At 62.9% G+C, this 21,184-nt stretch carries 15 protein-coding genes; 7 read left to right on the top strand and 8 right to left on the bottom strand.

Annotation, left to right across the window (positions count from 1 at the left end):
* On the bottom strand, positions 1–864 hold the full coding sequence (locus KUW18_RS18665) for a MurR/RpiR family transcriptional regulator (RefSeq protein ID WP_206944288.1): 864 nt from the start codon (positions 862–864) through the stop codon (positions 1–3).
* A 213-nt stretch (positions 865–1,077) separates the two neighbouring features.
* On the opposite strand from KUW18_RS18665, the gene KUW18_RS18660 reads away from it, so the two are divergent.
* A complete protein-coding gene (locus tag KUW18_RS18660; RefSeq protein ID WP_409995838.1) occupies positions 1,078–2,322 on the top strand; it encodes an amino acid deaminase in 1,245 nt (414 codons plus the stop codon).
* Between the two features lie 305 nt (positions 2,323–2,627).
* Positions 2,628–3,677 carry a DUF2235 domain-containing protein gene (locus KUW18_RS18655; RefSeq protein WP_222562084.1) on the top strand — a complete coding sequence of 350 codons (1,050 nt, stop codon included), beginning with the start codon at positions 2,628–2,630 and terminating at the stop codon, positions 3,675–3,677.
* A 103-nt stretch (positions 3,678–3,780) separates the two neighbouring features.
* Here KUW18_RS18655 and KUW18_RS18650 read toward each other — a convergent pair whose 3' ends face one another.
* The 3 genes from KUW18_RS18650 to KUW18_RS18640 form a co-directional block, all read right to left on the bottom strand.
* On the bottom strand, positions 3,781–5,271 hold the full coding sequence (locus KUW18_RS18650; RefSeq protein WP_206944293.1) for a CoA-acylating methylmalonate-semialdehyde dehydrogenase: 1,491 nt from the start codon (positions 5,269–5,271) through the stop codon (positions 3,781–3,783).
* A gap of 93 nt (positions 5,272–5,364) precedes the next feature.
* Positions 5,365–6,648: a M24 family metallopeptidase gene (locus KUW18_RS18645; protein WP_206944295.1), complete on the bottom strand. Its 1,284-nt coding sequence runs from the start codon at positions 6,646–6,648 to the stop codon at positions 5,365–5,367.
* Positions 6,649–6,803: 155 nt separating this feature from the next.
* Positions 6,804–7,682 carry a hypothetical protein gene (locus tag KUW18_RS18640; protein WP_222562083.1) on the bottom strand — a complete coding sequence of 293 codons (879 nt, stop codon included), beginning with the start codon at positions 7,680–7,682 and terminating at the stop codon, positions 6,804–6,806.
* Between the two features lie 105 nt (positions 7,683–7,787).
* Between KUW18_RS18640 and KUW18_RS18635 the strand changes: the two genes are divergently transcribed.
* The 4 genes from KUW18_RS18635 (at position 7,788) to KUW18_RS18620 (ending at position 12,510) form a co-directional block, all read left to right on the top strand.
* A complete protein-coding gene (locus tag KUW18_RS18635) occupies positions 7,788–8,672 on the top strand; it encodes a LysR family transcriptional regulator (RefSeq protein ID WP_222483697.1) in 885 nt (294 codons plus the stop codon).
* Positions 8,673–8,899: 227 nt separating this feature from the next.
* Positions 8,900–9,127 (top strand): hypothetical protein, encoded by a 228-nt coding sequence (locus KUW18_RS18630; RefSeq protein WP_222562082.1) that lies wholly within the window; start codon positions 8,900–8,902, stop codon positions 9,125–9,127.
* 665 nt (positions 9,128–9,792) lie between these two features.
* Complete coding sequence (locus tag KUW18_RS18625; protein WP_206944302.1) at positions 9,793–10,374, top strand: manganese efflux pump MntP family protein; 582 nt, start codon at positions 9,793–9,795, stop codon at positions 10,372–10,374.
* 750 nt (positions 10,375–11,124) lie between these two features.
* Positions 11,125–12,510, top strand: a complete 1,386-nt coding sequence (locus KUW18_RS18620) for a hypothetical protein (protein WP_222562081.1) — start codon at positions 11,125–11,127, stop codon at positions 12,508–12,510.
* A 13-nt stretch (positions 12,511–12,523) separates the two neighbouring features.
* On the opposite strand, the gene KUW18_RS18615 is transcribed toward KUW18_RS18620, so the two are convergent.
* The 4 genes from KUW18_RS18615 to KUW18_RS18600 are packed head-to-tail and all read right to left on the bottom strand — an operon-like array spanning position 12,524 to position 19,926.
* Positions 12,524–15,034 (bottom strand): CoA transferase, encoded by a 2,511-nt coding sequence (locus KUW18_RS18615; RefSeq protein WP_222562080.1) that lies wholly within the window; start codon positions 15,032–15,034, stop codon positions 12,524–12,526.
* 60 nt (positions 15,035–15,094) lie between these two features.
* Positions 15,095–16,669, bottom strand: coding sequence for a BCCT family transporter (locus KUW18_RS18610; RefSeq protein ID WP_222483678.1), 1,575 nt, complete (start codon positions 16,667–16,669; stop codon positions 15,095–15,097).
* A 54-nt stretch (positions 16,670–16,723) separates the two neighbouring features.
* Entirely contained in the window at positions 16,724–18,394 is a 1,671-nt protein-coding gene (locus KUW18_RS18605) for a GMC family oxidoreductase (protein WP_206944317.1), read from the bottom strand.
* Positions 18,395–18,417: 23 nt separating this feature from the next.
* Entirely contained in the window at positions 18,418–19,926 is a 1,509-nt protein-coding gene (locus KUW18_RS18600; protein ID WP_222562079.1) for a CoA-acylating methylmalonate-semialdehyde dehydrogenase, read from the bottom strand.
* Positions 19,927–20,104: 178 nt separating this feature from the next.
* Between KUW18_RS18600 and KUW18_RS18595 the strand changes: the two genes are divergently transcribed.
* Entirely contained in the window at positions 20,105–21,013 is a 909-nt protein-coding gene (locus tag KUW18_RS18595; RefSeq protein WP_222164354.1) for a LysR family transcriptional regulator, read from the top strand.
* Positions 21,014–21,184: the final 171 nt, after the last annotated feature.

Genomic DNA, 21,184 nt, shown 5'->3' with positions numbered 1-21,184 from the left:
TCAGTCTCCCAGTGGCTGACGATTGTCGCCGCCACGATGGTCATCCAGTGCAATCTTCAATCGCCGCAGCTTGGCACGCGCCTGGTCGCGATGACGCATGGCCAGTTCCAGCGCCAGCACGTCAATCGCGGCCATCAGCGCGTAGCGCGACGCCGAAGGGTGAAGAATGAAATCGGTTTCTCGGGTGGCGATAGGCAACACAACATCGGCCGCTGCGGCCAGGGGCGAACCAACAGCGGTTAGGGCGATGACCTGGGCTCCGTATTGACTGGCAATCTGAGCCGACTCGACCATCTCCGGGGTATAACCGGACACCGACAGCACGACCACCACATCGTCAGGATCCAAGGTGGCGGCGACCATGCGCGGGACCAGGCCATGCGGATAAGCACTGACCGGATAGCCGAGGCGCATCAGCCGAAACTGCAGCTCCTGGCACATCACGCTTGAGCCTCCGCCGCAGCCGAAGGCCAGGATCTGACGTGCCTGGTCCAGTCGCTCCACCGCGCCGGCAATGTCCGCCTCGAGCAACAGTTCGCGATTGATCGCCAGCGTCTGGGTGGCAACGTCGTATACCGCAGCAGGGCCCCGCGCCGGGTCGGCGTCCTCGATGAAGCGGCGACCTGCCGCCAGCGCTCGATTCAGGCGCAGCTTGAGATCGCGCACGTTGTCGCAGCCCACGGATCGCGCAAAGCGGGTCACGGTGGCATCACTGACACCAGAGCGCCTGGCGATGTCGGTGATGCTGGCCTCGGCCACGAAGTCGATATCCTCGAAGATCAACTCCGCCACCTTGCGCTCCGAGTCGCTCAGCGACCCGACAAGGGCAGTGATTCGGGACAGGATGTCGATCTGCTGACTCATGACAGGCTCCTAGCCGTTACCGCGATGGCAGGTCAATAAGCCCATCGAAAGGGCTCGCTATCGGTGTTGTCATTACGCTATGTTAGTTTCTAACATCAATCCATAGTTTTATGAAAATTTCCTACAAAGGTCGTAGTCAGGTCAATTTTCATCGGTTGCCAATGGCCACGCCCGGCGTAACATGACCTTCGCTCAGCTCTCAGGAGAATCCTCATGTCACTGTCGTCTCACTCACCTGCGCACTCCGCCGCGGCAATGGATACCAAGGGGTCCCACAAGGGCACCCTGGAAACCGGTCGTGGCCTGCTGGCGGATGTCAGCCTGCCCGCTGCGGTCATTCATCAGCGCCCGTTGGCACATAACCTGGACTGGATGCAGCAGTTTGCCCGCCAACACGGGGCTGAGCTTGCGCCCCACGGCAAGACCACGATGACGCCTGAGCTGTTTCGTCGTCAGCTCGATGCCGGCGCCTGGGGCATCACCCTTGCCACACTGCCACAGTGCCGCGCCGCCTTTGCCGAGGGGGTCAATCGGCTGCTGGTGGCCAACCAGATGGTGGGCCAGGCGAACATGGCCATCGCCGCCGACCTGATCCGCGCAGGCGCCGAACTCTTCGTGACCGTCGACAGTGCGGAGAACCTGGATCAATTAGGCACTTTTTTTGGTGACGCTGGCATCACCCTGAATATCCTGATTGAGGTAGGTGTCGAAGGGGGAAGGTGCGGCCTGCGTGACGATGCCGAGGTAGTCGAGCTGGCACGCAGGGCCAAGGCCTTGCCCGGCATCGCTCTGGCCGGTCTGGAAGGCTATGAAGGGGTCGTGCACGGTGACGATCCCATCGCCGGGATTCGACGCTACGCCAAGCGGCTCATCGCCAACGTCAAGCAACTGGCGAGTGAAGGATTGATCGAGCGCGATCTGCCCATCGTCACCGCCTCAGGGTCTGCCTGGTATGACCTGATCGCCGAAGAATTCCGTGACGGTGGGTTGGACGGCAAGTTCACCCCAGTGCTGCGTCCGGGCTGCTATGTCGTCCATGACCACGGTATTTACCGCGAGGCCCAGGCCGGCGTTCTGTCACGCCGCAAGGACCTTCACCAGGGCCTTGAGCCCGCACTAGAGGTGTTTGCCCAGGTGCAGTCCCTGCCGGAGCCCGGCATGGCTATCGTAGCGATGGGCAAGCGCGATATCGGCTTCGACCTGGCCCCGGAAGCGCTGCGCCGCTACCGGGAAGGCGGTCCTACCGACCAGACGCTGTCGGTAGACGGCTGGAAGGTCATCAAGCAGATGGACCAGCATACCTTTATCGAACTCCCGGCCGACGCTACTGACGTGCGTATCGGTGACGTCCTGGCCTTCGGCGCGTCGCATCCTTGCATGACCTTCGACAAGTGGCGTCAGCTGCATCTCGTCGATGACCAGCTGGAAGTGGTGGAGACCTGGGAAACGCGTTTCTGACCAGCGCGCATCCGGCGACCAAGTAGCGACGGCGGCCACACGGCCGCCGTCGCTTTCTCGCTGGCACCATCTGTTCATCACCCTTCATATCCCCCTCGTGCGGTGCAACAACGCCTGATCTCCCCTTCTCCTATGCCCAGCCGTTTCTCCTATGCCCAGCCGTTTCTCCTATGCCCAACCGTTCAATCTAGGCCCGTTCGCCCGCCTGCTGGTCCTGGCGCAAGGTCGACGCCGCCACCTGCACGTACACTGACAGCGATGACCGGGCGTTTTCCGGGCGCCGCCAGCGAGAGCAAGGAAGGTCGATGGCCAAGAACGTGGCGTTGTTTTTCGATGGCACCTGGCAGGTGCCTGACACGGACCTGCAGGATGGGGATACCAATACCAACGTGAGTCGCCTGTACCAGGCGGTGCTCGAGAACCCCATGGCCGAGGGCGGCACGATAACTCGCTACTACCGGGGCGTGGGTAGCGGTCGCCGCTGGTACGAGCGACTGGTGTCGGGAGCCACGGGGCTAGGTCTTTCCGACATTCTGCTCGACGCCTATGTCGAACTCATCGACCTGCTGCGACCGGGCGACCGACTGTTTCTCTTCGGCTTCAGCAGGGGCGCCTACACGGCACGCAGCCTTAGTGGGCTGCTTCACACCACCGGGCTGTTGAGGCCCGCCCACCGTCAGCTGGCGTGCAGGGCGTACAGGCTCTATCGCGATCGCCGACGGGGGCCGCACTCCGCCGAAGCCAAGCGCTTTGCCTCACGCTATACCTGGATGCCAGACATTCACATGATCGGAGTGTGGGACACGGTGGGCAGTCTCGGCATTCCCCTGAGGAGCTTTGCCAACTTCAACCGACGACTGTTCGAGTTTCACGATACCAGGCTGAGCCCTTTGGTCCGTCATGCCTATCAGGCGCTGGCCATCGACGAACATCGCGAGGCCTTCGCGCCAACCCTGTGGTCGCCGCAGACCACGACCGCCACGCTGGAACAGGCCTGGTTTCCGGGTGCTCACTCGAATGTGGGGGGTGGCGTCGAGCAGCGCGCACTCTCTGATATCAGCCTTGACTGGATGATGACGCGTGCCGCACTCCACGGCCTGACACTGGCGCCACACAGCCGACCGCTGTTGGGAGCGCCGCCCCGTGACGATGACATCGTCGACTCCTACGCCCTGTTTCTGTCAAACCTCTACCAATTGGTATCCCCGCTGCGCTACCTGAGGCCTGTCGGCTTTGCTCGCTTCGGTAACGAGTGCCTGCATGCCAGCGTCGCCGAGCGCCAGACGGTGCTGCCACACTACCGGCCAGGCAATGCCTTCCACCCCAGCCTGTCGCACCGCTCACGTTCCCCTTGAATCGACGTCAGCCAGCAGGGCATCTCTGAAACGCCAAGCGCCCACCGGATGGGATGGGCGCTTGGCTCACGAGCCCGCGACCTGGGGCTCGTTAGGCGAGAGCTCAGTGCGAGGGGAAGTTGAACTGAGCCTGCTCCTTCTGGCGCTGGCTGGGCCAGCGCTGCGAGATCGCCTTGCGTCGCGTGTAGAAGCGCACCGCGTCGGGGCCGTAGGCGTGAAGGTCACCAAACAGCGACTCTTTCCAGCCGCCAAAGCTGTGAAAGGCTACCGGCACCGGCAGCGGCACATTGATGCCGACCATGCCCACCTCGATGGCATCGGCGAAGCGCCGCCCTGCCTCACCATCCCGGGTAAACACACAGGTACCGTTGCCGTACTGATGAGCGTTGATCAGCGCAATGGCCTCATCGAAGCTTGCCACGCGGACAACACACAGCACCGGTCCGAAGATCTCGTCACGATAGACGCTCATCTCCGGCGTTACCCGGTCGAGCAGGCTAGCGCCGAGAAAGTACCCCGGTGAAGCGGCCACCAGCGGATGCTCACGGCCATCCACGATCAGTTCGGCGCCCTCGTCGACACCCTGCTGGATATAGCCCGCCACCTTGTCGCGATGGCCCGCATTGACCAGGGCTCCCATGTCGAGGCCAGGCTCGGTGCCAGCACCGATCTTGAGCTCACGGGCTTGCTGGGACAGCCGTTGCACCAACCTATCGGCGGTGTCATCGCCGACACACACCGCCACGCTGATCGCCATGCAGCGCTCACCGGCGCTGCCGTAGGCGGCCCCGATCAGGGTGCTCGCGGCGTTGTCCAGGTCGGCATCGGGTAGCACCACGGCGTGGTTCTTGGCGCCACCGAGCGCCTGCACGCGCTTGCCGTTCTCGGCGCCACGCTGATAGATCGCCTTGGCCACCGGGGTCGATCCGACGAAGGACACCGCCTTCACATCGCGCGCATCGATCAGCGCCTCGACCACCTCCCGGTCGCCGTGGACAACGCTGAACAGACCATCCGGCAGTCCAGCCTCAGCCAGCAGTTCGGCCATCTTCACGGCTGCCGACGGCACCTGCTCGGAGGGTTTGAGGATAAAGGCGTTGCCGCAGGCCAGCGCCATCGGATACATCCACAGCGGCACCATGGCGGGGAAGTTGAACGGCGTGATCCCGGCCACGATGCCCAGCGGCTGATGATTCGACCAGGTGTCGATGGCCGGTCCCGCGTTGTGGGAATATTCCCCCTTCAGCAGCTCCGGCACGCCGCAGGCGTACTCGACGTTCTCGATGCCACGCTTGAGCTCGCCCATGGCGTCTTCCAGCACCTTGCCGTGCTCTTCGCTGACCAGCGCGCAGATCTCGTCGGCGTCGCGCTCCAGCAGCATCTTGAAGCGATACATCACCTGGGCGCGCTTGGCCGGCGGGGTGTCGCGCCAGGCAGGCTGGGCGCGGCGGGCCGCCTCGATGGCACACTCGACGGTAGCAGCGTCGCCCAGGGCGACACGCCCGACCGGCTCGGCGGTGGCCGGGTTGATGACATCCAGATGGCGCTGGGACGGCTGTGACTCACCGCCGATCCAATGATTCACGTCTTTCATCAAAACTCTCGATATGACTTTCTTACAAGGCGTCAGCGCCGGGCGGCCATCTCACATGCAGCCCGGCGCAGCATGGTACGCAGATGATGCGGCTCAGAACTGGCGGTCGAGCAGGGCCTCGTCGAAGGGATAGCGGGACAGCTTTTCGACGCCGGTGTCGGTGATCAGCACCTCTTCTTCCAGCTTGACCCCGTCGGCGGCGCCCACCTCGCCGATGTAGCTCTCCACGGACACCACCATGCCTGGCTCAAGCACGCCATCCTTGGAGAAGCGATCAAAGTCCATATGGTGGGCGACCAGCGGCGTTTCACCGTGCATGCCGACGCCGTGAATGATGGAGGGGTAGCGACGGTCCAAGAAACGCTCGGGGATCTTCCAGGCCTGCTCGGCGATCTCGCGATAGCTTATACCTGGCTTCAGGATGCCCATATTGTGGTGCACCTGGTCGTAGGCCATCCGATACAGCTCCTTCTGGTAGGCGCTGGGGCGATTCGGGCCGACGTGGAAGGTACGCGAAAAGTCCGAATAGTAGCCGTGACAACCGATGGTATCGGTGTCCAGCGCCACCAGCTCGCCCGGACGGATGACCCGGTCACTGGCCTCATTGAACCAGGGGTTGGTACGCGGGCCGGACGACAGCAGACGGGTCTCGATGAATTCGCCGCCCTGGCGGATGACGTTGCCGTACATGACCGCGAACAGTTCGTTCTCGGTGATGCCGGGCTTGATCGCGGCTTCAACCTCAGCGACTGCCGCCTCGCTGCCGGCCATGGACTGGGCCAGACAGGCGATCTCTTCCGGGGTCTTGATGCGCCGACAGTGCAGGGTGTCCTGCATGCAGTCGAAGACCTCAAGGCCCTGGGCCTCGAGCGAACGGGCCAGGTTGAGCGCACAGCGATCCAGCCCGATCTTGCGGTTGCCGCGCCCGTGCTCTTCGATCAGCTCGGCGATCTCCACACCGAAGGGGTCCGAAGAGAGGTTGTCGCGCTGATTGACGGCGGACCACACCACCTTGGACGTGCGCGATTCATCGATGGTCTCGAGCCAGGTAGAGACGTGGGCGCTGCCCGGGTATTCGAACAGGATCACCGGCCCTTCCAGGGGCACATAGATGTAGCGGGTCGAGTTGCGCAGGAAGTAGCCGAACATGTTGCGCGACCCGGTGGCATAGCGCTGGTTGTTGGGGTCGAACAGTACCATGGCGGCGTAGCCTTGCTCCGCCATCGTCGCGCGCAGCCGCGCCAGGCGCCCGGCGCGCAGCTGTTTCGGGTCAAACGCCGTGGGGATGCTATCGCCGTTGGCCATCGGCGCTGATGGCACCACGGGAATGTGATCCGGTTCATTGTCGGTAAGGTTGTCGAAGTCGACGATGCTCATGTCAGGGTCCTGTTCAAACGGGCAGAAAATCACGCTGGGTGCGGCCTGTCCGGAGCTCTATGGACGGGCTCTCTGGGACGGGGCTGTTTGGGACGGGGCTCTCTGGGACAGGGCTCTGAGACGCTCAGCTAGAACCCGGCCGCCGCACTCCACGCTTAATCCGCCAGGGAATCGGTACGATTCATGCCTTCCTTCAGGAGGGTCTCGTGAATCGGCGCCATACGGCCGAAAATACGTTGGGCGCGCTCTGGGCGGCCGATGAAACCCGGCTCCTTGGCGTAGGCGAAGATCACGGTGTGGCGCTCCTTCTGGCCTTCCACCGGCGTCACGCGATGCAGAGAGTAGCGGCCAAAGAAGACCTGCAGGTCACCTGGCTGCAGGTCCAGCGCCTTGAGACGCGAGCGATCGCCATCCAGCACCTTTTCGACCTCTTCAAAGTTCTCGCCTTCAGGACTACGAATGCCGGGGGCATACTCGAAGCGCCCACCGCCGTGGGACTGGCGAGTCATCATGGTGACGATGAATTCGTTGGTGTCGTAATGCCACGGATGCTGGCAGCCCTCTCTCAGCACATTGACCACCAGGTCCGCCAGCGGGTCGGCATACTGATGAATCTCCTCCATGCCCACCACGGTGGCGATAAAGCGCTGGAAGTCCGGATGCTGGTAGACCTGACGAATGATCGTGTCTTCACCGATGCGGTCACCGGCGACAAAGCCGTTGGTGCGATCGTCGAAGCGATTAAGCGGATGCGACGCGGGCCGCTCGGGATCCCCGGCGTTGTTGTAGGGATTCGTTTCGGTCTGATTGTAGTGAGCATCCGGTGAGAGCCTTTCGGTCTCGCGCTCCAGCCGCGCCAGCGCATCGGCCGGCACGAAGTTCTTGAGCACCACGCAGCCGTCGTCGGCCAGCTGAGCGTGACAGCGCTGGATCAGCGCCCGGCCGGACTCGCCGTCCAGGTCATGAATCGGGTAGTGCTCAAGGTCGATCAGACCGTCCAGCGAGGACGTGGTGGGCGCATCGGTGGCCTGCATGAGAAGCTCCTGCCTGTCTGGTGTGTTGCTGGACAGGATAGGGAGCGGCTCTCCATAATAGAAATGAATGGTTGAGATACTACTTATTTCAAAGGCTCATTAATCATGGACACAGACCTGCTCCGCGCCTTCGTCACCGTGGCCGAGTGCCAAGGCTTCAGCGCCGCAGGACGAGTGCTGCATCGCACCCAGTCCGCCGTCAGCCTGCAGATCAAGCGACTGGAGGACCAGATGCACAAGTCGCTGTTCGAGCGCACCAGTCGCAGCGTACTGCTGACGGCGGACGGGGAGCGCCTGCTGCCCTATGCCCGACACATGCTGACCCTGGAAGATGAGGCCAAAGCCGCGCTGGGAGATCATCAGCAGGGTGAAAAGATTCGCTTTGGTACCTCGGAAGAACAGGCCAGCGCCTACCTGCCGGAGCTGCTGCCACGCTTTGCAGAGGCTTATCCCAGCACACGTATCGAGGTCATCTGCGGCATCAGTGCTGGCCTGGTGGATAGCTTCCAGCAGGGGCTATTGGACGTGGTGCTCTCGATTCGCCATGGCCCTACCCAGTCCGGCCAGCTGCTTGGGTGGGAGCCGATGGTGTGGGTTGCCGCCCAAGGAGCAGACCCTACCCGCGGCCGGCGCCTGCCGCTCGCCCTCAACCCTGAAGGGTGCATCTTCAGAGCCCATGCCCTGGCGGCCCTGGGCAAGCAGGAACGCGCCTGGGAGCTGCGCTACTCGAGCCAATCACCGACTGGCATCAACCTGCCCGTTCAAGCAGGCCTGGCCGTGACCGTCAAGACGCCCCGCAGCGTTCCCGAGGGCTGCCGGATTCTGGATGACGCCCACGGTCTGCCGGCTCTGGGCCAGGTTGAAATTGAGATGCATCGCCGTCCGGGTCACGCCAGCGACGCCTTCAGTACCTTTTGCCAGCAGCTTGAGGAAATCGTGACGCATAACGATGCCGTCGCCGTGCCCGAGTTCCACGATCCGGCGCCATAGACCGCCAGCGACAAACAAGGCGTCACGGCGGCCACCATGTGTCGCCTTTGGCCTGCCATCCACCCGACCACGAGGGGGATGCCAGCGCCGTTACCTCGCTTCTTCAGGCCAGCTACCTCCTGATCACTATGTCGAAGCTACATGGACCATGTCACAGTGCGCTCAGCAGGTGTGCTCGCCTTCGCGCGCACCTTTCACTTGACCTGAAAAACGGTCGGGAGATAACGGTGACTGCAAGTCGCAACGATACCGCCAGCGGCGGCCAACCCTCCACAAAGGCCTTTCCAGCGCAGGGTGACCGGGACGAAATGGCTGAGGAGCTTGCCCGGCTGAAGGATCGCCATAGAAAGCTGAGAGACAGTGTCACCAGCATACGTCACTACGCCGGCGACCACCTGCCCGCAAAGCCTGGGCTGGTCATCGTCAAGATGTTGGAAGATGCGTTAAAGGTTTAGCAGGCAGACAAGCGCTGCCCAGATGCATGTCACTGGTGCAAGCAATACTGCCACCCGTATAGAAAACATCTTTGCGCATACTACTGCATCACCTTCTGCACATGAGCATCGCTACCACCCTCTTCGGCCGGTTTCTCCTGCCGGCCCTTGCGTTCCTTTCTTCGCCGCATTCTGCTACTTCTGACCACCTGACCATGGGACTATTCCGCCCCTTCCCTGCCTTTCCTATAACGTATAGCCGAAGCTATAGGTCTTTGTTTTAGCTTAATCTTGCAGCCTTGGTAAAGAGTTGCATCCTGTCAACAAGACGCTAATATCCCATGCAATGTCGCTATGGCAGTGATAGCCGAAAGGCGCGTATCTGAGTCATTTTTTCCGATGGCGTTGTTGGACGGGCTTGTGCCATCGGGCTTTCTCAACGGGCTTTCTCAACGGGCTATCCCAAAAGGCTTATCCAACGGGCGCTTCTCAAGTGGCTTTCGTCAGCGAGCATGACTCACAACGCGTCATCGCAGACATCAGCAGAGGCCATAGGCACTGAAAGCGCTACGATGCTGGAGTTTTAACAACGGTCATGGCCGCCATCACACCGCTGCCATTCTGCCCATAAAAAGCACGATAACGTTGCCATCATTTACCACAGTCACTGCTATTAAAGAGTCACCATGAATCCGACCTCCACCCTGCTGCTGGCTTTCTCCCTGTCGTCAGATGCCTTCGCCGCGTCTGTCAGCAAAGGGGCCTGCGTGCGACGGCTGCGTTTTATCGTGGCCCTGCAGACAGGGTTGATGTTCGGCCTGGTGGAGGCCACCACCCCGATTATCGGCTGGATGCTCGGTTCCAGCGCTCATGAGACCATTCGTGACTGGGATCATTGGATCATCTTCTTCCTGCTGCTGGCCCTCGGTGGAAAGATGATCCAGAGCGGCTTGATGCCCAGGGCAAAGGACTGTGCCAGCTGCGACTGCGGCGCCACCACTGACCGTACCCGCTGGTGGCTGATCATCGCGACCGCCGTCACCACCAGCCTCGACGCCATGGCCGTCGGTGTCGGCCTGGCCTTTATGGAAGCCAATATCTGGATCACCGCATTGACGATAGGCGCGGCCACAACGCTGATGGCGACCTTGGGCATGCTGTTAGGTCGCAAGCTCGGCAAGGCCGTTGGCCCACGAGCAGAAATTATCGGCGGTCTGGTACTGATCGGCATCGGTGCAACGACCCTGCACCACCACTTACTGGGATAACGTCCCGCTTGGCTGAAACAGCGGCAAGGGACACCCTGCATAAATGCCTGCTTCGCCAATTCGCTGTTTTTAGCTGAGGCTGCACCGGCCATCCGTCAAAGCGAATGTCATAGCCCTGATCACAACAGAGCGCCGTGTGCCTGGAAGGCTTTTGGCCGTGGCCTAACTGCCTTGGTTTTCGCTGGCTCAGTGATCCTGCAGTACCTAACTAGTCTCCCACTCGTCTCTCACTAATCACTCACTCGTCCCGAGCTTGCCCCTCACTAGTCCCGAGCTTGCCCCTCACTAGCCACGCGCTCGCCCCTCACTAGCCCCGCCCTCTTCCACAAAGAAGCCAAATCAGCACAGGTTGCGCACGCCAAGGCGCGGTTTCTCGATACTCTGCTGTGAGATACCGCTAGGTCTGAGTCTGTGCTAGTTCACCCAATACGACAGATCAAGGCCTTGCTGATACCCCAACGGTGGATCCGCAAGGCTATCCCACGACTTTCTCCCCTTCCGGTTATTCTGTCGGCAGGCCTGCTGTCAGGCTGCGCCAGCTCGTCGCCTGACCGACAGCCGCAACAGGCTTACTATCCTTCGATACCCCCTGCACAGGCCAGCGCGTCAGAGTCCGAGCCGGTTGTATCCGCATCGCTGTCACCCTCGGCCCTGTCTCCCTCGGCCCTGGCATCACCATCCTTAGCATCGCCTGCCCTGTCATCATCGGCTCACGCCTCTTCGACGCTGGTCAGCCAGTCCGTCGCTCGTATGGCCAGCGCCAGCCTGGTCTCCCAGGGAGTCGATGTCGCCCACACCGTTGGTGTCGATCGCCTCAGCATGGGGGCGCAGCAGGCTGTGCATAGCTCGGCTGACTATCTGGAAAGCTCACTTGATGTTATCGACAGCGCGGTGGATACCCTGGCGTCACTTCCCCTGCTGCACCGCTTTGATGATCGGATCACCCGCGTGCTGTCACTGGATCGCTACGGCCGACGTATCGGGCATGCCTTGGGATTCGGCGAACAGGACCTCTATCTCGCCGAACAGCAAGAACGTCTGGAGCGCTCACTCACCGCCCAGGTAGCAGACGTGCTACAGGCCGGACTGGAGCCTTTACTGATCACTACCGACTCGCTGTTGCTGCCCGGACTGGCAGCAGACCTGCTCGTGGCAGGAGGAGACGCCCTAAAGGAGGGAAGTGGCAGCGTGCTGAGCCGCACCGGCGAATGGGTCAGCCTGGCAGGTATCGTCCTGGGAGGACAGCACAATGATAACGGTCTCGCCGGCGTCGCAGCCCGCAGCGTGTCGCGTCATAGCGGTATTCCCAGGCTGGATGAGCAAGCCGTCATCGGCCTGGTGGACAGCGTCGGCAGTGACGACAAAAGTACGCTTGCGGCTACCGCGCTGCTGGGACGCACTACCCTGAGCAATACCCTGGCGGTCGAGCTGACGGGCGTGAACCGTGATATTGGGGGCCAGCTGTCGCGGCCCAGTCAGCGACTACAGGATAGCGTCACGGACACGCTTGCCCCCGCACAGCAGCTGGGTGAGCTGGCGACCAGCCTGACCGCGATCATCGACGAGACGCAGACCACGCTTCACGGTATCCAAGGTCTCGTCGACGAAAGCCGTGACGTGTCGAGACGCCTGGACGGCCTGCCCCTGTCCAGCTCACTCAGCGACGGCGTCACGCTGTTAGGTCAGCTCGACGGCCGGCTAAGCTCCACCGGCCAGACGGTTCTACCAACCGTCAGCACCGTCGCCGAAGGCCTGGCCTGGGCCGACGCCAGCACCCGGCAACTGGCTCAACGCGCGGGCGATAGCCTGGCGCCGATCACCGACGCCAACATGGCAAGCGTTGAACATCTAACGAACACCGTGATTCAGGCGCCCATGGCGGCTCGACCGGTCGATGAACTCAGTGACGCCGTGCTGTCACTGGGTGACGGCATGGGCCTTGCCCCCATCGCCGCTGGGCTCGACTGGGTCATGGTGGTGCCGATCAACCGCAACATTCCAGCGAATACGTTGAGTGGTGTCAGCGTCAGTACCGGTGGTCATGGCAACAACCGTCACGGCGTCGACCCTATCACCCCTCCCCAACACCTCGGTGGAAGTGCGCTGGCAGGTTCAAGGGCCGACCAGATGCCTTGACGGTCGGTCATGTTCAGGTCGGCAGATACTCCTCGCTCCAGCTCTCCGACACGACGCCTTCGGTGATCAACCGCTCGATCTCCTCGGGGCTGTGCCCCAACTCCTCCAGTACCTGACGGCTCGAACTACCGTATTTCTCCGACGGCGCCAGCGGATAGATGCGCCCTCGCTTGGGACGGATGGCATAGGGGTCAAGCTGCGTAATGACATGACCGCTGGGGTGCTCGTCGTAGACGGTGAAGGAATAGCTGCCACGATCGATGCCCGGGGTATTGTCCCAGCGCCGCGAATTGTAGGAGCGCAGGGCCTCGATGTTCTCGCACACCGCCGCAGCGATGCCGGCCTTCTGCAGCCGCTCCACCCAGTCGGTGGCCACCGCATTGATAAAGCGAGGTGCCAGATAGGCCGCTCGCTCCTCCGGAGCCACATCGACCACCCCTTCGATCCCCGGTACCAGGGCGAACTTGTGCAGGTCCCGCTCGTAGGCGCTGATCAGCACTACCCCGTCGGCGGTGAAATAGAAGCGCGACAGATCGTCGTAGCCGTTGAGTTCACGACCAGAGGGCTCGTCGAACAGGCCGCGCCGCTCGTAGTCGTAGCAGAACGGCATCTGGGCCAGGCCGCTGAGCGCCGACAGCGAGGTCTTGACCCGGCTGACCCGGCGGGTGCGCAGCTTCTGGTACAGAGCAGTGGCGACACCAAGCGAGGCACCGAAGCCGCACATCACGTCGATGGTGCCGACGTGGGCATGCTCTTCCGGCGTATCCATGCTGCCCCCGAAGCGCAGCATGATGCCGGTGGTGGCCTGCACCAGATCATCGTAGCCCAGGTAGTTGGTCCGGGGACCCGGCTTGACCCCGCTGAAGCAGTCGAGCTGGCAGAAGATCGCCTCGGGATTGATGCGCTGCATGTCTGCCTCGGTCAGCCCCATCCGCTCCACCTGCTTGTCGGTGGCATTCCACACCACCACGTCGCTCTGGCGGATCAGCTCATCTAGGATGTCACGCCCCCGAGGCACCTGAATATCGGTCAGCAGGGAGCGCTTGGAACGCATATGCGACAGGCCGAAGATGACCGTGTTCCAGCAGTCGTAGAAGGGCTTGGCGGGGTCCACCTTGATGATGTCGGCACCGAAGCGTGCCAGAAAGGCCACCGAGTGGGGACCGGCGATGACGTTGCACAGATCCAGCACCTTGACGCCTTCGAGCCAGCCGTCCTTGGCGTTACGGGCACGCACCCGGGGCAGCTTGGTCTCGATGCGATGCAGCACCGCCAGCGCCTGGTCGAACGATACCCAGCGGCGCGGCGTCGGGGTGAGCATCTCGTGGCCGCTGTCGTGCAGCCAGACCATCGGGCCGGGCTGGGTCATCAGGCCGAATTCGGGATCGTCCACTTCGATCATCAGCCCGGCGGTCTCGGCGTGGTCGTCGTGGATCCACTCCTGCAGCCAGCGCTGCGGTGCGCCGGGGAACTTGCCTCGGCCGAAGATCTTCTCCCACTCCTTGGAGGTGCGGGTCAGGAAGACCTCCTTCATACGCGCGGCGATATGATCCGCCCAACGCTTAGGCAGTGGGTAGACGCCAAGCGACACGTCACTCTGCCACTGGCTGGTGGGTGCATAGGTGTCGGGCTCTTCCACCAGTCCCTCCTCCACCAGCTCATCGTAGAGACCAAGCACCTTGAGGCAGCGCTTGGCGTGCTCCTTGTGACTCGGACAGACCACGTAGAACATGCGCCCGTCCTTGCACTTGTAGCTGCGATAGAAGGGGTCGAGCAGCTCCTGCAGTTCGTCGTAGTCCAGGTTCATCGGCGCGCCTTCGATGCGGCGACGCTCGATCTCCTTCTCGCGCTGGGTCTTGTAGCGTTCCGGCAGGCCCTCGATCTTGATGGAGTTGTAGCACAGGCCTTCCATCAGGGCGCAGGCGATGGGGACTTCGATCTCGTCGCCGAGACCGGTACGCTCACGCGCCTGCAGCGCCAGGGTGACGGCGGTAGCTGCCAGCATGGTGCCGTAGGCCGAGCCCAGCGGCAGCGGCGAGAAGGACGGGTTGATGCCCATCAACACCCGGTTCAGCCCCATGTCGGTAAACACCCCCGAGTGGGCGGCGATGACGCTCTCGAAGGCCCGCCAGTCACGGCGCAGTTCGTCGTTGGAGGCAAATCCCGGCATCGACAGGGTGATCAGCTCCGGGCGCTCTTCGCGCAGCGCAGCGAAGTCGATGCCCAGGCGCTGCATGACACCGGGCCGGAAACTCTCGATCACGATGTCGGCCTCTTCGATCAGCGTCAGCGCCTGTTCGAGGCCCTCGGCGGTCTTGAGATCGATCGTCACGATCAGCTTGTTGCGCTGCAAGGTGGCGTTGGCCGGTGACTCCCACATGGGCCCCGCGGGCGGGTCCACGTGAATGACCGTGGCGCCAAGGTCGGCAAGGATCATCGCCACCGCAGGGCCGGCCATGTACTGACCGAAGTCGATGACCTTGACGTCCTTGAGCGGCAGTTGGGAATGAGGATTCGGTGACATCGGGGTCTTCCTGTAGAGCAAGGGTGGCAACGGGAGGAGGCCTAAGCCCCCTCGGTGACGTCAGTGTTTGCCGTCTTCGATGACCAGGTGGGGTTCAAGGACCTTCTTGGCGAAGTCCTGGCGCAGCCAGCGCACCAGAGACCAGGCAAGGATCGCCAGCACGGGGATCATCGGCAGCGCTACCACAATGGTGGAGGTCTGTACCGGCTTGAGCCCGCCAAGTTGAATCAGCGCCACTCCGACGCCGGCGATCAGAAACGCCCAGATCAGGCGGATCTTGCGCTGCGGCTCCTGATAGCCGGACAACTTGCGCGAGGTCACCGATGCCAGCACATAGGCAGAGCTATCCAGGGTCGTCGCCAGGAAGATGAAGCACAGCAGCACAAACAAGGTGGTAATCAGGCCGGACATCGGCAGGGTACCGAGGATCGCCTCGACGGCAGCGGGGATGCCCCCAGCCGACAGAATGGCCGCCACATCCAGGGCGCCGGAGATCTGCAAGTCCAGCGCGTAGCCGCCCCACACCGCAAAGAACACCCAGCATCCCAGGGAACCGAACACCATTTCGGCGATGATCAGCTCTCGGATGGTGCGACCGCGCGAGATGCGGGCGACGAACAGGCCCATCATCGGGGCGTAGGCAATCCACCAGGCCCAGTAGAACACCGTCCAGTCGCGCCAGAAGCTCGAATCCCCCACCGGGTCGGTCCACATGCTCATGGGCACGAAATTGGAAACCATCTTGCCGAGGCTGTTGACCCAGCCTTCCACCATGAATAGGGAGTCACCCACCACCAGGGTGAACACCAGCAGAACTCCCGCCAGTAGCACGTTGATGTCCGACAGGATCTTGATGCCCTTGGCCAGGCCGAACCACACGCTGGCGGAGAAGATAGCCGTCCAGATCAGCAGCACCGCGATATCCAGCATGAATGACGGCGACACCCCGAGCAGGCCGCTCAGCAGCTGCGATACCAGGGGAACCGCAAGCCCCAGCGAGGTACCGACACCACCGACGATACCGAAAACCACCACCGCATCCAGTAGCGCGCCCCACCAGCCATCGGCATGACGGCCCATCACCCCCCGCGCGGCCACGGACAGCCTGACGCCGGGACGGTTGTGGACGAACATCGAGTAGGCGATCGGGATAGCCGGCAGGCAATAGAAGGCCCAGGGCGTGAAGCCCCAGTGGAACTGGCCGTAGGTCAAGGCCCATTCTGCCGCCTCCTGGGAACGTGGTTCGACGCCAAAAGGTGGGCCAGTAAAGTAGTAGATGGGTTCGACCCAGGCCCAGTTGACGATGGCAATGCCGATGCCCCCGGCAAAGATCATCGCCACCCAGCTGAAGTAGGAGAACTCGGGCTTGTCATCGGGGCCGCCGAGTCGCACGTTGCCGTAGCGGCTGATGGCCAGTCCCACCAGAAAGACCACCACGGCGATGCCGGCAAGCAGATACAGCCAGCCGAAACGCCCGGTGGCGAAGGCGAAGGCCGCATTGACCAGTGCGGCTCCCGACTCTGGAAATAAAATGATAGGCAGCATTAGACCCGCGATGACCAGCACGGCGGGCACGAAGACCCGCAGATCGAGCCGGTCGGCGTGTTGATCGGAGTGAGACTCTGGCGCGTTCATCAGGGATACCTTTATCGTTTGTTGTTGTGACGCTGGCTGCGCAGAACGCCGGTGTCAGCCGCCGGCCTCGAGCATCCAGCCTGCCGCTCGCTCGGCGATCATCAAGGTAGGTGAGTTGGTATTGCCGCTGGTGATGGTCGGCATGACGCCGGCGTCCGCCACCCGCAGCCCCTGGATCCCCCTCACCCGCAAGCGCGAGTCGACCACCGCCATGGGATCGTCGGCCTGGCCCATCCGGGTGGTGCCGACCGGGTGAAAGATGGTGGTGCCGATGTCTCCGGCGAGCCGCCACAACTCCTCATCGGTCTGGTACTGGATGCCGGGCTTGACCTCTTCCGGTTCGTACTTGGCGAAGGCCTGCTGCTCGGCGATCCTGCGGGTCACGCGCAGCGAGTCCGCCGCCACCCGCCGGTCCTCGTCGGTGCTCAGGTAGTTGGGTGCGATGGACGGCGCCTGGGCCGGGTCGGCGCTCTGGATCCTGACGCTGCCGCGACTGGTCGGATTCAGGTTGCAGACGCTGGCGGTCACCGCCGGATAGGGATGCAACGGCTGACCGAAGGCTTCCAGACTCAGGGGCTGGACGTGGTACTGGATGTTGGGGTGCTCATACTCGTCGCTGCTGCGGGTGAAGATGCCGAGCTGCGACGGTGCCATGCTCATCGGGCCGGTGCGCTTGAGCAGGTACTCCACCCCGATACCGGCCTTGCCCCACAGGGTGCTGGCCATGGTGTTGAGGGTCTTGGCGCCCTTGACCCGATACACCGAGCGAATCTGCAGGTGGTCCTGCAGGTTCTCGCCGACCCCCGGCAGTTCGTGGACGACGTCGATGCCGTGCTGCTTGAGCAGCTCACCAGGCCCGATGCCGGAGAGCTGCAGGATCTGGGGGGAGCCGATGGCGCCGGCGGACAGCACCACCTCACGGCGCGCCCTGGCCACCTGGGTGGTGCCCTCACGCTTGACCTCGACTCCTTCACAGCGCTTCTCGCCGTCAGTCTCGCCGCCCGCGACGATCAGCCGGTTGACCTGGGTGGAGTGCCACAGGGTCAGGTTCGGCCGCTTGAGCGCCGGACGCAGAAACGCCTTGGCGGTGTTCCAGCGCCAGCCGGAGCGCTGATTGACCTCGAAGTAATCGACGCCTTCGTTGCTGCCACGGTTGAAGTCCTGGGTACGTGGAATCCCCGCCTGGACCGCCGCCTCGGCGAAGTCATCCAGCACCTGCCAGTTCAACCGCTGCTTTTCGATGCGCCACTCGCCACCGTGACCGTGAAAGTCCCGGTGGGCGGCGTCGGCGTCACCGCCCTCGTCCAGGCGATAATGATCCTCGTGCTGGATGAAAGCCGGCAGGCAGTGCTCCCAGCGCCACTGCTCGTCGCCGGTGACGTCGGCCCAGTGGTTGTAGTCCCGGGCCTGGCCGCGCATGTAGATCATGCCGTTGATGCTCGAGCAGCCACCGAGTGTCTTGCCGCGCGGATACAGCAGCGAGCGCCCGTTGAGGCCCGCGTCTGGATCGGTGCGAAAGCGCCAGTCTGTACGCGGGTTGTCGATGCAGTACAGGTAGCCCACCGGTACGTGGATCCAGTGGTAGTTGTCGCGACCACCGGCCTCGATCAGCAGCACCCGGTTGTTCGGGTCGGCGCTCAAGCGATTGGCCAGCAGGCACCCGGCGGTGCCTGCTCCGACCACGATGTAGTCAAACTCGCTGTCGTATTGTTGTGCGGTTGTCATCGCGAATCCCTCGATTCAGGGCATTATTTGGCGGTCGGCATCACGAACTCCGCGCCCGCCTCGATGGAGTCGGACCAGCGCTGCATGATCGACTTCTGCTTGGTATAGAAGCGCACGCCCTCTTCGCCGTAGGCATGCATGTCGCCAAACAGCGAACGCTTCCAGCCACCGAAGCCATGCCACGCCATGGGCACCGGGATCGGTACATTGATACCGACCATGCCCACCTGGATGCGACGGCCGAACTCGCGGGCCACCTTGCCGCTCTCGGTGAAGCAGCTGACGCCGTTGCCGAACTCATGGTCGTTGATCAGCTCGATGGCGGTGGCCACGTCCGGCACGCGCACGCAGGCCAGCACCGGGCCGAAGATCTCCTCGCGGTAGATCGTCATCTCTGGCGTCACGTGATCGAACAGAGTGCCGCCCATCCAGAAGCCCTCGCTGCAGCCTTCACCGGTATGGCTGGCATCGAAGTCACGGCCATCAACTACCAGCTCGGCACCCTCCTCGACGCCCTTGTCGATATAGCCGGTAATCCGCTGGTGGGCCTGGGCGGTGACGATGGGTCCCATCTCGGCGTCCAGCTGCATGCCGTCCTTGACCTTGAGGTTGCGTGCCCGCTCGGCGACCCGCGCCACCACATCGTCGGCCACATCACCGACCAGCACCGCCACACTGATGGCCATGCAACGCTCGCCGGCGGAGCCATAGGCCGCACCGATCAGCGCATCCACCGCCTTGTCGAGATCGGCGTCGGGCATCACCACCATATGGTTCTTGGCGCCACCGAGGGCCTGCACACGCTTGCCGAGAGCAGCGCCACGCTGATAGATCAGGTTGGCGATGGGGGTGGAACCGACGAAGGACAGCGCCTTGACGTCAGGATGATCGATCAGCGCGTCCACCGTTTCCTTGCCGCCCTGGACCACGTTGAACACACCGTCGGGCAGCCCGGCCTGCTTGAGCAGGTCCGCCATCATCAGCGAGGCGCTGGGATCGGTGGGGCTGGGCTTGAGGATAAAGCTGTTGCCGGCGGCGATGGCGACCGGGAACATCCACATCGGCACCATGGCCGGGAAATTGAACGGCGTAATGCCGGCGACCACGCCTAGCGGCTGACGCAGGGTCCAGTTGTCGATGCCGGTGCTGACCTGGTCGGTGAAGTCGCCCTTGAGCAGCTGCGGGATACCACAGGCGAACTCGACGATGTCGATACCCCGTGCCACCTCGCCCTGGGCGTCGGTGAAGACCTTGCCGTGCTCACGGGTGATTGCCTCGGCCAGGGCATCCTTGTTGGCGTTGAGCAATTCGAGGAAGCGGAACATCACCCGGGCGCGACGGATGGGCGGGGTGTCGGCCCAGCTCGGGAAGGCCGCCTTGGCCACCTCCACCGCCTTGTCGATCTCGTTGGCGGAAGCCAACACCACGCGCCCGCTGACCTGGCCGGTCGCCGGGTTGTAGACGTCCTGATGGCCCAGGGATGCACCTTCGTCTCTCTGGCCGCCGATAAAGTGAGGAATCGTCGAGGTCATGGGGTACTCCTTTATAAGCATTGTTTAAGTAAATCGAGCCTGGGCGTCTGCAAAAAGGTGTCCAGCCTGCTCGTCTTGTCGCTGTACAGCCTATCGCTGATGGGGATCGGAGCAATTGAGTTATTTGGAACCCAGATATAAAGTTTTCAAATATCACGCTCGATCAAAGGAAGGCGCCATGCAGGACTACCCCACACTGCGAGCATTCGTCACGGTAGCGCGCCTCGGCAGCGTCTCTCGGGCCGCCGAGGCACTGCACCTCACCCAGCCGGCGATTAGCCTAAAGTTGAAGCAGCTGCAGGCAACGCTGGGTCTGACGCTGTTCCACCGCCGCCCCCAGGGACTGGAGCTGACCGCGGACGGTCAGGCACTGCTGCCCACCGCCGAGAAGGCGCTGGAGAGCGCCCGGGTGTTCGATCAGATGGCCCGCTCACTGCACACGACAGTGCGCGGTCTGCTGAGAATCGGCACCATCATCGATCCTGAGTTCATCCGCCTGGGCAGCTTCCTCAAGGTACTGGTCGAGCGCGCGCCGCAACTCGAAACTGAGCTGCGTCATGGCATGAGTGGTGTCGCCCTGTCACGGGTCGAGCGAGGGGAGCTGGACGCGGCCTTCTACCTGGCGCCACCAGGTGTCGGTGCCAGCAGCACCTCACCGGCGCTGGCACACGTTGAACTGACGCACTTTCGCTATCATGTGGTGGCCCCATCTGGCTGGGAGTCACGGGTTGCGGACACCGCATGGCCCGTCCTGGCCAGCCTGCCCTGGATCGTCACACCGGCGGATTCAGTGCACCATCGCCTGCTCAAGCGCGCCATGCAGCAAAGCGGCGTGACGCCCAGGCGGGTCGCCCAGGTCGACCAGGAAGCCTGCATGCTCGACTTGGTACGCGCCGGAGTGGGACTTAGCCTGGCCCGTGATTCGCTAGCCCTGGCCGAGCGCCAACGCAGCGGCCTGACCATCGTCGAGGGAGTGGCGCTGGACTGTGCGCTCTGTTTCATCTGGCGGCGAGAGCGTACCGCTGACGCTCCACTGCAAGCGGCGCTGGAAACCCTTGAACAGGTCTGGCCCAGTCGGCCCCACTAACCACCGCCGGCTAAGCACCTACACAGATATCAGTGACGAGGCTAGCTTAAGGCGCCCAGGCCAGCGACGCCGAACCACGCGCCCTTGCAAGGGGATGTGGCGTGCTTCTTTGGGCGCAGACCCGGCGCCTAACCGGCTGCCAGCGGTGATACCATCAAGCACTCTTCCGCC

It is taken from the genome of Halomonas sp. DP5Y7-2, assembly GCF_019802025.1.
Lineage (GTDB): Bacteria > Pseudomonadota > Gammaproteobacteria > Pseudomonadales > Halomonadaceae > Halomonas > Halomonas litopenaei_A.
The sequence above is the reverse complement of the archived record's forward strand: the minus strand, read 5'-3'. Positions and strand labels throughout refer to the sequence as shown.